Origin of the sequence: Variovorax sp. VaC1, from assembly GCF_043658315.1 — a bacterium.
In the GTDB taxonomy this organism is placed as follows: Bacteria; Pseudomonadota; Gammaproteobacteria; order Burkholderiales; family Burkholderiaceae_C; genus Variovorax.
In genome coordinates, this window is the sequence record NZ_JBIGLT010000004.1 from 435,369 (window position 1) to 451,137 (window position 15,769).

The 15,769-nt window shown below is 66.9% G+C and carries 13 protein-coding genes; 2 read left to right on the forward strand and 11 right to left on the reverse strand.

Annotation, left to right across the window (positions count from 1 at the left end; genetic code table 11):
* Positions 1-9: 9 nt before the first annotated feature.
* The 7 genes from ACGLHS_RS18905 to ACGLHS_RS18935 form a co-directional block, all read right to left on the reverse strand.
* Positions 10-888, reverse strand: coding sequence for a DMT family transporter (locus ACGLHS_RS18905; RefSeq protein ID WP_394482144.1), 879 nt, complete (start codon positions 886-888; stop codon positions 10-12).
* Positions 881-1,696, reverse strand: a complete 816-nt coding sequence (locus ACGLHS_RS18910; protein WP_394482146.1) for a DUF2182 domain-containing protein — start codon at positions 1,694-1,696, stop codon at positions 881-883. Before ACGLHS_RS18910 ends, ACGLHS_RS18905 begins: the two co-directional genes overlap by 8 nt.
* Entirely contained in the window at positions 1,693-2,295 is a 603-nt protein-coding gene (locus tag ACGLHS_RS18915; protein WP_093244079.1) for a DUF1326 domain-containing protein, read from the reverse strand. The genes ACGLHS_RS18910 and ACGLHS_RS18915 overlap by 4 nt, the downstream gene beginning before the upstream one ends.
* 143 nt (positions 2,296-2,438) lie before the next feature.
* Positions 2,439-3,962: a catalase gene (locus tag ACGLHS_RS18920; protein WP_093244078.1), complete on the reverse strand. Its 1,524-nt coding sequence runs from the start codon at positions 3,960-3,962 to the stop codon at positions 2,439-2,441.
* Positions 3,963-4,095: 133 nt separating this feature from the next.
* Complete coding sequence (gene slmA / locus ACGLHS_RS18925) at positions 4,096-4,743, reverse strand: nucleoid occlusion factor SlmA (protein WP_394482149.1); 648 nt, start codon at positions 4,741-4,743, stop codon at positions 4,096-4,098.
* Positions 4,744-4,808: 65 nt separating this feature from the next.
* Positions 4,809-5,702, reverse strand: a complete 894-nt coding sequence (argB, locus tag ACGLHS_RS18930; RefSeq protein ID WP_093244075.1) for an acetylglutamate kinase — start codon at positions 5,700-5,702, stop codon at positions 4,809-4,811.
* A 58-nt stretch (positions 5,703-5,760) separates the two neighbouring features.
* On the reverse strand, positions 5,761-6,858 hold the full coding sequence (locus ACGLHS_RS18935) for a glycosyltransferase (protein WP_093244073.1): 1,098 nt from the start codon (positions 6,856-6,858) through the stop codon (positions 5,761-5,763).
* Between the two features lie 45 nt (positions 6,859-6,903).
* Between ACGLHS_RS18935 and ACGLHS_RS18940 the strand changes: the two genes are divergently transcribed.
* Together ACGLHS_RS18940 and ACGLHS_RS18945 are read left to right on the forward strand one after the other, a co-directional pair.
* Positions 6,904-7,650 carry a glycosyltransferase family 2 protein gene (locus tag ACGLHS_RS18940; RefSeq protein ID WP_394482152.1) on the forward strand — a complete coding sequence of 249 codons (747 nt, stop codon included), beginning with the start codon at positions 6,904-6,906 and terminating at the stop codon, positions 7,648-7,650.
* Entirely contained in the window at positions 7,647-9,695 is a 2,049-nt protein-coding gene (locus ACGLHS_RS18945; protein WP_394482154.1) for an acyltransferase family protein, read from the forward strand. The genes ACGLHS_RS18940 and ACGLHS_RS18945 overlap by 4 nt, the downstream gene beginning before the upstream one ends.
* Here the strand turns inward: ACGLHS_RS18945 and ACGLHS_RS18950 are convergent, their stop codons facing one another.
* From ACGLHS_RS18950 to ACGLHS_RS18965, 4 genes are read right to left on the reverse strand one after another with little or no spacing between them, the layout of a single operon-like run.
* Positions 9,696-10,727 carry a glycosyltransferase family 2 protein gene (locus ACGLHS_RS18950; protein ID WP_394482156.1) on the reverse strand — a complete coding sequence of 344 codons (1,032 nt, stop codon included), beginning with the start codon at positions 10,725-10,727 and terminating at the stop codon, positions 9,696-9,698.
* Positions 10,728-10,771: 44 nt separating this feature from the next.
* The gene (locus ACGLHS_RS18955; RefSeq protein WP_394482158.1) at positions 10,772-11,767 is read right to left on the reverse strand and encodes a glycosyltransferase family 2 protein; all 996 of its coding nucleotides are present in this window, start codon (positions 11,765-11,767) and stop codon (positions 10,772-10,774) included.
* Positions 11,764-13,686, reverse strand: a complete 1,923-nt coding sequence (locus ACGLHS_RS18960) for a glycosyltransferase family 2 protein (protein ID WP_394482160.1) — start codon at positions 13,684-13,686, stop codon at positions 11,764-11,766. The genes ACGLHS_RS18955 and ACGLHS_RS18960 overlap by 4 nt, the downstream gene beginning before the upstream one ends.
* Positions 13,683-15,644, reverse strand: coding sequence for a glycosyltransferase family 2 protein (locus ACGLHS_RS18965; RefSeq protein ID WP_394482162.1), 1,962 nt, complete (start codon positions 15,642-15,644; stop codon positions 13,683-13,685). Before ACGLHS_RS18965 ends, ACGLHS_RS18960 begins: the two co-directional genes overlap by 4 nt.
* Positions 15,645-15,769 lie beyond the last annotated feature (125 nt).

Here is a 15,769-nt window from a genome sequence, read left to right on the forward strand (position 1 = left end):
CATTCGCGCCTAGCGGCGCGCGTTGCGCGACTTCTGACTCAGCACGAGCGCAATGCCGCCCAGGATTGCCACCGAGGCGGCAGCCAGCCGCGGCGTGATCGCCTCCGACAAGAGCAGTACACCGCCGAACGCCGCCAGGAGCGGCACCGACAGCTGCACGGTCGCCGCCTGCATGGCCGACAGGCGGGCCAGTGCCGCATACCAGACGACATAGCCGAGGCCCGAGGTCAAGGCCCCTGAGGCCACGGCAAGCGCTGCACCGGTAGCGTCAACGTCGGCGCGGGCCAGGAAAGCAAGGCTCAGCGCCATGGCCAGCGGCACGGCCCGCATGAAGTTGCGGCCCGTGGCGGCCAGCGGGTCGGCCACGCCCCGGCCGCGCAACGAGTACACGCCCCACGCCACGCCCGCGATGGCCATCAGTACGGCGCCAAGGAGCGGCGGCGCGGCAATGCCGGGCGACACCAGATAGACGAGCCCCCCTGCCGCCAGAACGAAGCCGAGCCATGCAACAGGGCCGAAGCGCTCGCCGGAGCCCAGGCCCGCGCCAAGCATCGTGAGCTGCACGGCGCCGAACAGGATCAGCGCGCCCGTGCCCGCGGACAGGCTGAGGTAGGCAAAAGAAAAGAATGCAACATAGGCGAACAGCATGACGGCGGGAAGCCAATCGGTGCGGCCGGTCGATGGCGGCGGCTGCGCCCGGAACCGCACGACGAGGGCCAGCGTGATCGCGCCGGAAACCAGCCGGATGCTGCCGAAGCTGGCCGGATCGATCCCACCGTGCTGCAGCGCGAGCCTGCACAACAGGGAATTGGCCGCGAACGCGAGCATGGCCGCCGCGGTAAGGGCGGCGGCTTGCAGGGTGGATCGGCCGTCGTGCGCTTCAGACATGCGTAGCCACCACGAAAGCGGCCCAGCCGAGCAGCGCGAACCCGAGCGGCGCACTGAGACCGCGGCCCCACGGAACGTTCTTTTCGATCGCCATGGCGGCAGCGAGCAGAAGCATCCACCCGAGGCTGCCGGTGCCGAGCACGAACATCAGCAGCATCAGCGCCCAGCAGCAGCCGACACAGAACAGGCCATGGTGCGCGCCCAGCGCGAACGCATGGCGGGCTTGCGCCTTCCCACGCCAGTGCTCGATGACGAAGCTCAATGGTGTGCGGCACTTCTCGAGACATCGGTGCTTGAGACGGCTGAACTGGAAAGCACCGGCCAGCGCGAAGGTCGCGGCGCCGATCACCCAGCCATGCCAGGCCAACGTCGGCGCGCTGGCGAGCAGGGCCAGCACCCCGCCATGAAGCGCATGCGCCAGCAGCCCGAATGCGCCCCAGACCGCCATGTAGCCCAGCCCCAGCAGCATCAGCAGGCGCCCATGGTCGGGACGCCCGCTGGTCAACCGGTCGAAGGCATTGAACAGCGGCAGCGTGGTCGGCAGCATCATGGCCGCAGTCATGAGGATCCACGCCACGGCGTAGAGCACCATGGGCACGACCACGCCGCCAGCGGGAACAGCCTGGCACAGGGCCGCGGCCGGCCCCGAGGCGGTCCAGTCGGTGTGTTCGAGATAGCGTCCGTAAGGACTGCGCGTCCAGGCCCACAACACCATCCACGCGAGTGCGATGAGTGCTGCAAGAACCGGCAGGAACACATGCCGATGGCGGAAGACCTTGCGCAGCGGCAAGCCGGCTGTTGGGGTCATGCGTCGAAGACGAACGTGCTCTGCAGGGCGTTGTGGTTCTTGATGTCTAGGTCGATGCCGAGTGCGGCATTCTTCGATCGATAGGTCGGCGCCTTGCCAACAAACACCGGGGCGCCCGGAACCGTCGAGAACACGGTGTCGGAAAGAACGGTCAGGCCACCGGTCGCGCCGCGGTAGGGCTCGAGTGCGGCGTAGTAGTCCTTGCCGATCTCCAGTTCGCCCTTGCCGTCGTTCACCGTGAAGCGGATCGGCGCCCTCTCGACCGACACGACCTTGCCGATGAGTTGCGCCAGGTCGGCGATAGGGCCGCCGGCCTGCCCGGTGTAGACCTTGAGCAGCGCATCTTTCTGCGCCTCGGAGGCCTGGTCGTCGACGAAGATCGCCGCCGTCCAGTTGCCTTCGAGGATGTTTCCGGGCACGTGCGCCACGGCCGCGATGGTGTTGCCGCTGACATCGACGTCGTCGATCGTCCCCTTGTCGATGCGCCACGCGACGATGGTGTCGCAGGTGCCGTTGTCAGCATCCTCGCCAATCCAGCAAGGACAAAGAACGTTGCAGTTGCATACCTCGAGCAGGCGACCTTCCAGGTGGTAGCTCATACGAACCTCCATTCAAGAAGCCACATGAACACGGACTTGTCGCCGCGACCGGGCGGCAAGGGGGAATCGATCCTACGCGTGGCATCGGATCAAGTCGAGGTCGCCGCCCGGTACGTGGGTACCCTGTCTGTCGCCGGCGTGAATCAGCTCTTGCTGCTGTCGTGCGCGGGCTTGCCGACCTGCACGCTCACGTCGCTGCCCTTGATCTTCGCCTGCACGGCCTTGATGGCCTTGTCGAGCCGCGCGCCGTAGTCGGCATCGGCCTGGCGGAAGTAGCTCACCGAGCGGTCGATGATGTCCTGCCGCGTGACCGCGCCAAGGCCACCGGCGATGCTTTGCACCAGGCGCTCTTTCGCCGCTTCGTCCATCAGACGGTACAGGTCGCCGGCCTGCACGAAGTCGGTGTCGGCCTCGTGCTTCTGCCATTGGTGGCTGCCGGTCCAGCCGTGGATTTCGAGTGGCGCGTACAACGGCTCGTTGGTCTGCTTGGGCGCGTCGCTGAAGCTGTTGGGTTCGTAGTTCGGGCCGCGGCCGCCGTTGCCATCGCCGCGCATCGCGCCGTCGCGGCCGTAGTTCTGCGCGGTAGTGGCGTGCGGGCGGTTCACCGGCAGTTGCGTGTGGTTGATGCCCAGGCGATAGCGCTGCGTGTCGCCGTAGCTGAAGAGGCGCCCCTGCAGCATCTTGTCGGGCGAAGGGCCGATGCCGGGCACGAAGTTGGCCGGGTTGAAGGCGGCCTGCTCGATCTCGGCGAAGTAGTTGTCTGGGTTGCGGTTGAGCGTCAGCACGCCGATGTCGATCTTCGGGTAGTCCTTGTGCGACCACACCTTGGTCAGGTCGAAGGGATTGAAGCGGTAGGTCTGCGCTTCGGCCACCGGCATCACCTGCACCTGCACCTTCCAGGTCGGGAACTCGCCACGCTCGATGGAATGCAGCAGGTCGAGGTGGTGGTGGTTCGGGTTTTCGCCGCCCACGCGCTGCGCCTCTTCGGCCACGAAGGTCTCGATGCCCTGGTTGGTCTTGAAGTGGTACTTGACCCAGAAGGCCTCGCCCTTGGCATTCACCCACTGGAAGGTGTGCGAGCCGAAGCCGTCCATGTGGCGGTAGCTCTTCGGAATGCCGCGGTCACCGAAGAGCCAGGTGAACTGGTGCGTGGCCTCGGGCGAATGCGAGAAGAAGTCCCAGGCGTTGTTGGGCTCCTGCACGTGGCTGTAGGGGTCGCGTTTTTGCGAGTGGATGAAGTCGGGAAATTTCAGCGGGTCGCGGATGAAGAAGATCGGCGTGTTGTTGCCGACGAGGTCGTAGTTGCCGTCTTCGGTATAGAACTTGAGCGCAAAGCCGCGTGGGTCGCGCACGGTGTCGGCCGAGCCGAGCTCGAGCGCCACGGTCGAGAAACGGGCCAGCACTTCGGTCTTCTTGCCGACCTGGCCGAGGAATCTGGCCTTGGTCCATTTCGACACGTCGGCCGTGAGCTCGAAGGTACCGAAGGCGCCCGAACCGCGGGCATGCACCACGCGTTCCGGAATGCGCTCGCGGTCGAAGCGCGCGAGTTTCTCGATGAGGTTGTGGTCCTGCATCAGCACCGGACCGTTGACGCCGGCCGTCTGCGACTGCTGGTTGTTCTCGACGGGCGCGCCGTTTTCGGTGGTGAGCTTGCGGGTGTCTGTCATGGATGCTGTCCTCTGATGAAGTTGTCGGGCGTCATCGATTTTGTCAATGAACATGCCGACATGGCATCAGATTCAGCTATCGCATTGATAGACCTGCGGCCGCGACAGGCGGGCCGGGTGGCCTAGCCCTGCTTCAGACGATCAGCGCGATCGTGGCTTCGAGGTGTTCGGACGGCGCGCGACGGAAACCCGAGCGCGCAAAGCGCTGCAGCTGCCCGACCACGAAGGCCGTGAGCGCCGCGGCGCGCACCTGCGCATCGACCGACGGCGTGGCCGAGCCGTCGGCGGCAGCGGCCCCGCGCAGCACCTGGCGCAGCGTGGCTTCGATCTTGTCGAAGAACTGGTTCATGCGCTGCTGCAGGCGTTCGTTTTCGTACACGAGCGCATCGCCGACCATGACGCGCGTCATGCCCGGGTTGCGCTCGGCGAACTGAACCAGCAAGGTGAGGATCTTGGCGGCCTGCTGGGCGCCGGTGGCGCCTTCGCGCTCAAGGATCTGGTTGACCAGCGTGAAGACGCTCTGCTCGATGAAATCGATCAGGCCCTCGAACATCTGGGCCTTGCTGGCGAAGTGGCGGTAAAGCGCGGCCTCGCTCACTTCGAGCCGCGCCGCCAGGGCCGCAGTGGTGACCCGCTCGGCGCCGGGTTGCTCGAGCATGGCGGCCAGCGCCTGCAGGATCTGCACGCGCCGCTCGCCCGGCTTCGGACGCTTGCGCGTCGGGGTGCTGGGCGTTTCCGCCTGGGTGTCTACGCCGGGAGCCGCTGTCTCTTCGTTCTGCATGGGAGCGCGTGCAAAGATGTAATCAATTGATTCTCGCACAGCGCAGTAAGCACGCGCCTCGCGGCTCAGCGGGCGCGGATCATCGTGCCGTAAGCCTGGTCTGTCAGGATCTCGAGCAGCATCGCGTGCGGCACCCGGCCGTCGATGATGTGCACCGCGTTGACGCCGCTCTTGGCGGCATCGAGCGCGCCTTCGATCTTGGGCAGCATGCCGCCCGAGATCGTGCCGTCGGCGAACAGGTCGTCGATTTCGCGCGCGCTCAGGTTGGTGAGCAGGTTGCCGTTCTTGTCGAGCACGCCGGGCGTGTTGGTCAGCAGCATGAGCTTCTCGGCCTTGAGCACGGTGGCAAGCTTGCCGGCGACGACATCGGCGTTGATGTTGTAGCTCTCGTTGTCTTCGCCGAAGCCGATCGGGCTGACCACGGGGATGAAGGCGTCGTCCTGCAGCGCCTTGACCACGCTGGGGTCGATGGAAACGATGTCGCCCACCTGCCCCACGTCGTGCTGCACGTTGGGATCGGTGCGGTCGGCCAGCTTGAGCTTCTGCGCGCGGATCAGGCCGCCGTCGCGTCCGGTCAGGCCCACGGCCTTGCCGCCGGCCTGGTTGATCAGGCCCACGATGTCCTGCTGCACCTCGCCGGCCAGCACCCATTCGACAACTTCCATGGTCTCGGCGTCGGTCACGCGCATGCCCTGGATGAAGCTGCCCTTCTTGCCCAGCTTGTTCAGCGCCGCCTCGATCTGCGGGCCGCCGCCGTGCACCACCACCGGGTTCATGCCGACCAGCTTGAGCAGCACCACGTCTTCGGCGAAGTCGGCCTGCAGGGCCGGGTCGGTCATGGCGTTGCCGCCGTACTTGATGACGATGGTCTTGCCGTGGAACTTGCGGATGTACGGCAGCGCCTGGGCCAGGATCTCGGCCTTGTCGCGCGGGGGGATGTTGAGGACGGGGTCGGTCATGGGCGGTCAGGCTCCAAAGCGGTGGACGAAAGGAGGGGAAATTCTCGCAAAGATGCGGTCACGGCCGCAGCCAGCGCGGCACCTTGAAGCGCACGATCATGAGGTACGCCCCCACATAGGTCGTGACGAACAACAGGCAGAAGAACATCAGCACCAGGGTGTTGTTCCAGAACAGCACGGCCGGCACGACCGACAGGGCGGCGAACATCCAGAGGTAGGGCGAGGTGCGGTTGTTGCGGGCAAGCAGTTGGCGCGCCTCGTCGTCCGCGAAGGCCACGCGCACGATGCGGCGGAAGATCAGCTGGTGGAAATGCAGCGCATCGGCCGTGCCGGGCGACTGGCCGCGCGCCAGCTTGCGGTAGATGGAAAACAGCGTCTCCCACACCGGGTAGATCAGCAGCAGCATCGGGAACCACGGCGAGACCACGCGGTGCCGCTGCACCAGCGTCACGCAGGCCACGGCGATCACCATGCCCCAGACGTAGGCGCCGCCGTCGCCGGCAAAGATCTTGCCGCGCGGGTAGTTCCAGACCAGGAAGCCGAAGGTGGCGCCCACCAGGCAGACCACCATGGCCGCCAGTTGCCGGTCGCCCACCTGCAGCGCCACGTGCGAGATCGCCAGACAGACCAGCACAGCCACCGTGCCGGCCAGGCCGTTGTAGCCGTCGATGATGTTGAAGGCATGCGGCAGGCCACCGATGGCCAATGCCGCGAACAGCACGGTGGCATACGGCACCATCGCCAGCCAGCCGTCGACCGTCTCGAAGCCGGTGCGCGCAACGCCCAGCCCCAACAGCCAGCACACCAGCAGCGCCGAACCGATGGTCAGGCCGAGCCGATAGCGCACCTTCACGCGCTGCGTCACGTCTTCGAGGATGCCGCCCAGCACCGCCGGTGCAATGCACAGCAGGGTGAGCATCGAGGTCTGGACCGGCCACGACACGTTGAACGGGTCGGTGCCCGTGATGCCGGCCGCCAACCACGCAACGCCCATGCCCAGCAGGATGCCCGCACCGCCCAGGCGCGGCACGTGGCCCTTGTGGAAGCGTTGGGGCATGTCGGTGCCATAGCGTCGCGCATGCCTGCGCGCGCGGCGCATGAACAGCTGAACCGCAAAGGCGGCGACGAAGAAACTGATGACGATCAGAGCAATCATGTATGGGGGTTCGGGAACCCTAGAATTCCCGAGCGAAATTAGACCATGCCCACGCCCCCCTCCCCCCGCCCCCCGATCACCATTTCAATCGTGAGCCATGGCCAGCTTGCGCTGGTGCAGCCGCTGCTCGCGCAGCTGGACCGCCACAGCCGTGCGTCGATCGCCAAGGTCGTGCTCACGTTGAACATTCCGGAGCCCGATGTGCTCGCGGGCCAGGCCTGGGGTTTCGAGGTCGAGCGGATCGAGAACCCGAGCCCCAAGGGCTTTGGCGCCAATCACAACCAGGCTTTCGAGCGCTGCGGCTCGCCGTGGTTCCTGGTACTGAACCCCGACATCCGCTTCGACAGCGACGTGCTGTCGCCCCTGCTGGCCCAGGCCACGCCGGACGCCGGCCTGCTGACACCGCGCATCCTGGAGCCCGGCAAGACCGCGCCGGAGCCGCATCGGGCGCTGCTCACCCCCTTCGAGATCGTCGGCCGCAAGAAGCCGGGCTACGTGCGGCCCCAGGTGCCGGCGTGGATTCCGGGCCTGTTCATGCTGTTCCGCAGCGAGGCCTACCGCCAGGTCGGCGGCTTCGACGAACGCTTCTTCATGTACGGCGAAGACTTCGACATCTGCGCCCGCACCCGGCTCGCGGGCTGGCAGCTGCAGGTGGGTGAAGACCTGCTTGCCCGGCACGATGCGCAGCGCGAAAGCCATCGCAGCAAGAAATATCTGTACTGGCATGTGATCAGCCTGCTGAAGGTGTGGCTGTCGGGGTCGTTCTGGCGTTACTGGCTCCAACAACGATGACCACCACCGCGAGCAGCCCGACGCTCCCTCACGAGCCCGCCCACCTTCTCCACCCGAAATACCGCCCGGACATCGACGGCCTGCGCGCCGTGGCGGTGCTGTCGGTCCTCGGGTATCACGCGTTCCCGGAATGGATGCCGGGCGGCTTCACCGGCGTCGACATCTTCTTCGTCATCTCGGGCTTCCTGATCACGACGATCATCCTGGGCAGCTTCGAGGGCGAGGGCTTCAGCTACCGCGAGTTCTATGCCCGGCGCGTGAAGCGGATCTTTCCGGCGCTGGCGCTGGTGCTGCTCGCGAGCTTCGCCTTCGGCTGGTACACCCTGCTGCCGCACGAATGGGAGCAGCTCGGCAAGCACGTGGCGGCTGGCGCGGGCTTTGTCTCGAACTTCGCCTTCTGGAGTGAGGCCGGGTACTTCGACAACGCGGCCGAAACCAAGCCGCTGCTGCACCTGTGGTCGCTGGCGATCGAGGAGCAGTTCTACATCTTCTGGCCGCTGCTGCTGGGTCTGGCCTGGAAGCGCAAATGGCGCGTGCTCGCGGTGCTGGGGGCGGTGGCGGCGGCGTCGTTCCTGGTCAACGTCACGACCATCCACGCCCATCGCACGGCCGCGTTCTACTCGCCGCTGTCGCGCTTCTGGGAGCTGATGATCGGCGGCATGCTCGCGTACATGCGGCTGCATCGGCCGCCGCCGATACCCGGCTGGCGCCGGCATGCGCAGTCGGTCGCGGGGCTGGCGCTGATCGTCCTGGGCCTGTGCTTCATCCGCGGCGGCAAGGCCTTTCCGGGATGGTGGGCGCTCCTGCCGACGCTGGGCGCGTTCTTCTGCATCGCGGCGGGTCCGACCGGTGTGCTGAACCGCACCGTGCTGGCCTCGCGCCCCATGGTGTGGGTCGGCCTGATCAGCTATCCGCTGTACCTCTGGCACTGGCCCCTGCTGGCCTACGCCCGCATCCTGGAGGGGCAGACGCCTTCCGACACCACTCGCCTGCTGGCACTGCTCGCGTCCTTCCTGCTCGCATGGCTGACCTACCGCTTCGTGGAGCGCCGCACGCGCAGGAGCGAAAACCCGGCCGTCACGTCGGCGCTCGTGGTGGTGATGGTGGGCTTCGTGCTGCTGGGCCTGCTCGCGGCCAGCCGGTACTACGTGGGCCGGCACAGCGATCCCTACTTCAACAAGATCACCGCGGCATCGCGCGACTGGACCTACCCCGACGGGCTGAACCCGGTCGAGGTCGGCGGCGAAGGGCTGTTCCAGATCGGGCAAGGCCAGCGCAAGGTGCTGCTCTTCGGCGACAGTCACATCGAGCAGTACGGCCCGCGCGCCGTGGAGCTGGCAAAGCGCGCGCCCGACACGCTCGACGCGCTGTCCTTCGCGACCTGGGGCGGCTGCCCGCCGATTCCCAACGTGTACGACGAGAAACCCAACCTTTGTGCGGAGCGCCGCGAGGGCGCCATGCGGATTGCCGTCAGCGACAAGGTCGATGCCGTGGTCTTCGGCGCCTGCTGGAACTGCTACTTCGCCCATCCCCCGAAGTCCGACCCCGGCGACGGCGTGGAGGACAGCTACTACTACTTCGACGGAAAGACCAAGACCCAGCTGAAAGACGCCATGGGCGTGGACCTGTCGCTGCGCATGCTCGAGGTCGTGATGACGACGCTGGCCAAGCAGAAGCCGGTCTACCTGGTGCTGGACAACCCGATCGGCAACGACTTCGGCCCCGAGAAGCTGGTCAAGGGCGGGCGCCTGGGCGACATGAGCGTGCGGCGCATGTCACCTACCGCGCCCTGGCCTCCCGAGCAGAAGGCGCTGCACGAGCGCATGCGCCAGATGGCCATTCGCGCCGGCGCCACGGTCATCGACCCGATCCCGACGCTGTGCAAGAACGACCAGTGCACGCGCGCGGACGCCGACGGGACCCCGATCTACAAGGACGCGGGCCACCTGCGTTCGGAATACGTCCGCCAGCTCGCCACCTTCATCGATCCGGCGCTGACAGGGGGCGCGCAACAACAGCAACCGCCCTCACAGCCCTCGCGCTAGCTAGCCGAGCAGCCGGCGCAGCGAGCGCACGCCCGGCAGGCGCGTGAGCGCGCCGATGGCGCGGATCACCGCCGGCGGGCTGTGCTCGACCATGAAGATGGTGGTGCGCAGTTCCAGCTTCTTGCGCCCGCCCACGGCGGGGTTCGCATAGACGATGGCCGCGTACTCGGCGAGCACCTCGCTCATCTCGGCGCGGTTCGGGTCTTCGGCCTTCACCGCCTCGATCACGTGGTCCATGAAGTAGCGGCCGAAGCGCGGCATGAGGTAGTCGCGCAGAAAGTAGCGGTTGCGCCTCGGCTCGTCCGGGAACATGCCGACCAGCTTCTTGAAGTACTTGAAGCGGCTGCGGATCATGCGCATGTCGAACGAGGTGCTGCCCGTGTGGATGCACCAGACCGTGACCACCTTGTCGATAAAGTGGTTCGTGTAGCCCTTGCGGAAGATACGCAGGAACAGGTCGTCGTCCTCGAAGCCCATGAACTGGGTGTCGAAACCGCCGACCGCGTCAAAGGCCTTGCGGCTCACCAGCGCGGCCGAAGGCAGCACGAAGATGTCGTGGCGCAGCATCTCGAAGATGCTCGTCTTGGGGTGGTGCGAGGTGTGGTCCTTCACCATCGCCGCGCGGATGATGTTGCCTTCGCCGTCGGCCTCGGCCAGGTCCGCATAGATGAAGCCGATGCGCGGCTCGTCGGCCGGAATGCCCTTGACCAGTATCTCGATGTGGTTCGGAAGATAGAAGTCGTCCTGGTCGAGAAAGCTGATGTATTCGCAGGTCGATGCGGCCACGCCCGCGTTGCGCGCCGAACCCTGGCCGCCGTTTTCCTTGTCGATGATGCGGAACGGAAAGCGCTGCGCCAGCGCGTCGAGCGCGGCTCGCTCCTCGGGCCGCGAACCGTCGTTCACCACGATCACTTCGGTGGCCGGCACCGACTGCGCGAACACGCTGCCGACCGACCGCTCGATGAAGTGCGCGCCGTTGTAGAACGGAATCACGACGACGACGGTGGGTGCCTGGGGTGTGGAAGTCTGCAAGGTGTCACTCACGGTCGGTTGCGGCATTGAAGAAGCCAGGTCGCTCATACGGATTCGAACAGGTCGCGCACCACGCCGCGCACGCCGCGGCCGAACTTGTCGTAGCGCCCGGTCATCGCTTCGCGCAGCACCGGCATGCAGCGCGCGATGCGCGACGCGGGCAGGCGTGCACGAAAATTCTGGTGCTCGAGCTTGCCGCGCACTTTGTCGACCGTGGCGGGGTCCACTGCGGCACCGAGTCTTTCGAGCTGGGCGAGCAGCAGCTCGGCCTTGTAGGCACGCTCGACGTGCGTGTTGCCGCGCGAGGCCAGCGCCTTGCGCACCTTGCCCATGAAGCTGTCGCGTCGCGCGCCGATCTGGTTGGACTCGTGCTGGCGGTAGTCGATGAGCGAGTCTTCGACGGTGTCGACGCGCCCCACCGCCGACGCGACGATCGCGAGCCACTCGTCATGCACCCACTCGACCGGGAACGGCAGCGCGGATTCGAGCAGCGTGCGGCGAAAGACCGTGGTCGCGCCGGTCACGACATTGCGGCGCAACAGCACGTCGAAGGCCTGCCCGCCGTGCATGCGTTGCAGCTCGTGCGGCGTGACCTCGATGGCGTGGAACAGCGTGCCGCCAAGCGCCGCACCCTGTGCATCGACCAGCCGTGCGTCGGAGTGCAGCAGCAGCAGATCGGGGCGGCGGTTGAACTCGGCCACCAGACGTTCGAGGCGGTCGGGATACCAGACGTCGTCCTGGTCGGACAGCGCGATCAGCGTGCCCGTGCAGGCGCGTACGGCCTGCTCGAAGTTCTTGACCACGCGCAGCGCCACCGGGTTGGCCAGCACGCGCAGTTGCACATGCAAGCCGGGCTTTTCGCGCATGCACTCGTCGACTGCAGCGCGCGCCACGGCCACGCAGTCGTCGCGCGAGGCATCGTCGGACAGCACGATCTCCATCGGCGGGCGTGTCTGCAGGCAGATGCTGCGCACCTGCTCGCGCACGAAGCGCTCGCCGTTGTAGGTGCACAGCGCGACGGAAACGGTGCTGTCGCTCATGCGGATGTCGTCGTCGATGGCAGCCTCGCCGCGCGCGGCGGCCAGGCGTAGCTGAAGTCCTCGATCTCGAGGCTCAGGTTGGGGTTGTAGGCCGGGTCGTTGAACAGCAGGTCGCCCCAGCGGTTCTTCATGTAGCGCTCTTCGCCGAGGAAGCGTTCGATCTGCGCTTCGGACAGGTCCGACGGCCGCGTGGCGGACTCGTGGTGGAACAGCTCGGCATACGGGGTCCAGACATTTCGATAGCCGGCTTCGCGCAGGCGCAGGCAGAAGTCGACGTCGTTGTAGGCCACCTTCAGGTGCACCTCGTCGAGCCCGCCCACCTGCTCGTAGAGCGCGCGGCGCACGACCAAACAGGCTGCGGTGACGGCCGAGAAGCCCTGCATGAGTGCCGCGCGGCCGAAGTAGCCGGGGTCGTCGCGCCCCAGCCGGCGGTGCGCATGGTCGGCCACGCCACCGCGATAGCCCAGCACCACGCCGGCGTGCTGCAGCGTCATCTCGGGGTACCAGAGCCGCGCGCCCGCGGCGCCCACGCCGGGCTGCAGCGCGATGCTGACCAGCTCGCCCAGCCAGTCGGGCGAGATCACCTCGATGTCGTTGTTGATCAGCCCGAAGACATCGCCCTTGGCGATGGCCGCGGCGCCGTTGTTCAGCGCGGAGTAGTTGAAGGGGCTGTCGTCGCGCAGCACCCGCACGCCGGACCGCGCCGCAATTTCCTCGAAGTACCGCAGCGCCTCCGGATCGTCGGAGCCGTTGTCCACGAGGATGATCTCGTAGCGGGGATACAGCGTCTTCTCGAGGATGCTCTCGATGCACTGGCGCACGAGCTTCAAGCCATTGCGGGTGGGGATGAAGAGCGAGACGAGCGGCAGCTCCGAAGGCAAGGCGTAGCGCACACGGAAACCGTGCACCCCGCGCTCCGCCGTGGCGGCGATGCCGCTGCGCGCCAGGTGCGCCTGCAGCGCGCGCTCGCCACCTTCGGGCGCGTACTCGGCGGGGTCCATCGCATGGACGTTGTCGGCCGACGCCACATGGCGGTGGTACAGCACCTTGGGGATGTGCACGATGCGCTCGGGCGCCAACTGCTCGGCGCAGCGCAGCGCGAGGTCGTAGGCAGCCGCTTCTTCGCCGAAGCTGGCATCGAGGCCGCCGAGTTCGCTCACCAGGCTGGCGGAGAAGAACGCGAGTCTCGACACATAGTCTTGCGACCTCAGCAGGTCGATGTTCCAGTCGGGCTTGAAATACGGCGCTGAGCGCTGGCCGTCATCGGCGATGCGGTCTTCGTCGGTGTAGATCAGCGCCACATCGGGATTGCGCACCGCGGCTTCAGCGGCGCGCCACAAGGCATCGGGAGCCAGCGCATCGCGGGCGTCGCAGAAGGCCAGCCAATCGGCTGAAGCGCCGACCGGCGATTGCAGTTCCGCCACATCGATCTGGCCGTCGGCGCTCGCCTGACTGTCCAGCGATGCGCGTGCCTGCGTTGACAGCGACGCAGGCACAACCAGCGTCAATCGCCAGTGCGGATAGACCTGCCCACGCACGGAAGCGACGGCGCGCTCCAACGCCTGAAGCGACGAGTCCGCCGCGGTCATCGTCAGAGCGAAGGCCGGCTTGCGCGGCCACCGGCTTGCCTGCGTCTCCAGATCCTGGCGTGCCTGCGGCGTCAGTGGCGACTCGTGGCGCTTGAGCCACTCCCGGTACTGGAACCGGTCGGGACGCGAAGCATCTGCCATCAACGGCGGGCCATCGCCACGCAGCAGCACGCGCACCGAACGCGCAACGCCGCGCACCCCCGATTGCCGGAAGATCTGCATGGCGCGCCGAGCCGCGCCACCGAGGCCGCCGCCCTTGTAGACGGCATTGGGAATGAAGGCCAGCGCCCGCCAGAGGCGGTTGCGCGGAGGTGGGGAGGAAGCGTTCATGGTTGAGCGCCCATCGCGGCGCCGTCAGCCAGTGCCCGCCTTGGCGGCCATGCGAGGCGAAAGTCTTCGGTATCGAGATCCAGATGGGGGCTGTAGGCGGGGTCGTTGCCGATCACGGCGGCCCATCGGGTCTTCATGTAGCCCTCTTCGCGCGCGGCGCGTTCCCGCTGCGCGGGGTCGAGGTCGCGAGGGCGCGTGGCCGACTCATGGTGGTAAAGCTCGGCATAGGGGGTCCAGACGTTGCGATAGCCGTCTTCACGCAGCCGCAGGCAGAAATCGACGTCGTTGTACGAGATCTTGAGATTGACGGCATCGAGGCCACCGACCTCCTCATAGACAGACTTGCGCACCACGAGGCAAGCGGCCGTCACCGCGCTGAAGCTTTGCGTGAGCTGGGCACGATTGAAGTAGCCACCGTCGGTGCGCGCCAGGTGCTTGTGGGCGTGGCCCGCAATGCCGCCGATGCCCAGCAGCACGCCCGCGTGCTGGACCGTGTCGTCGGGGTACAGCAGCTTCGCGCCGACCGCGCCAACGCCCGGCTGCAGGGCGATGGACACCATCTCCTCGAGCCAATCGCCCGTGATGACCTCGATGTCGTTGTTGATCAGCGCGACGATCTCGCCGCCGGCCTGCGCCACCGCCGTGTTGTTGAGCGCTGCGTAGTTGAACTCGCCGTCGTCGCGAATCACCTTGAAGCCTTGCAGGCCGCGCAGTTCGTCGAAGTAGCGCAGGGCCTGCGGATCGGTGGAGCCGTTGTCGATCAGCACGATCTCGTAGTCGGGATAGGTCGATCGCGTGACGATGCTTTCGATGCATTGCCGCACGAGATCGAGTGCATCGCGCGTCGGAATGACCAGCGAGACCCGGGGCCACCGCGCGGGCGCGGACAGGCGCGTGCGATAGCCGTAAGGCGTGCTCTCGCTGCGGGCCGCGACGCCGGTGCGCTCGAAGTGCTCGTTCAGCGCCTGCTCGCCCGCGATCTCGGCATAGGGCTTGGCCCCGGCGGACTGCGCCGTGCTCTCGGCATGCGCGCGCCAGTGATAAAGCACATGCGGGATGTGCCGGACCTGCTGCGGCGCGATGCGCTCGATGCAGCGCAGGGCGAGGTCGTAGTCTTGCGCACCTTCGAAACCCTTGCGAAAGCCGCCGACTTCGAGCACCAGTGCGCGCTGATACGCGCCCAGGTGCGAGTACATGTTCTGGGACAGGAAGAGATCGACGTTCCAGTCGGGCTTGAAGTACGGGTTGTAGCGCCGGCCGGTGGCGTCGATCTTGTCTTCGTCCGAATAGATCATCCGGGCATCGGCATGCGCGCGGAGCTCATGCGCGACGCGAAGCAGCGCGTCGGGGGCCAGGAGGTCGTCGTGGTCCATCAGGACGACCCACTCGCCACCGGCCAGCGCGAGCGCGCTGTTGGACGCCTCGGAGATGTGGCCATTGACCGGCCGGCGAACCCAGCGGATCCGGGCGTCTTCGCGCGCACAGGCGTCGAGAATTTCAGCCACCTGGGGATCGGTCGAGGCATCGTCCGCAATGCAGAGCTCCCAATGGGCATAGGTCTGCGCACGCACCGAGGCAATGGCCTCGCGCAACCAGGCCGGGCGCGGGTTGTAGGTCGGCATGAGGACCGAGATCAGCGGCGGCGCCTGCCAGCGCGAAGCCTCTTCGGCCAAGACGTCCAGGGCTCCCGCGTCCCGCGCGGCGGACTGGGCGATCCATTCGATGTAGTTGCCCCCCGCAATGCCCGCGGCGGCCGGCTGCGCGCCGCGCAACCGCTGCACAGCCCGGCTGGCCCAGCGCACCGGGGCCGTCAGACGCCAGCTGGTCGAACGCTCCATGGCCTGCACCTGGTGCTCCAGCGCGCGCACGCGCGCCTGCAGCTGCGCCTTGGTCAGTTCGGCGGGGCGTGAGGAAGAAGGCCTTCTCCCTTGTTGTGCGACAGGCAGCGTGGGCCTCATAAAATAAGGTCGATCATCCCGAAAACTCGCGGTGAGGCCATGGCCGTGCGATAGAAAGGCCGTTGCGCGCAATGCGCGGCGCGTTGTACGAACGCTTGGTCACGGCTTGGCCCAAGAGGGGCCGG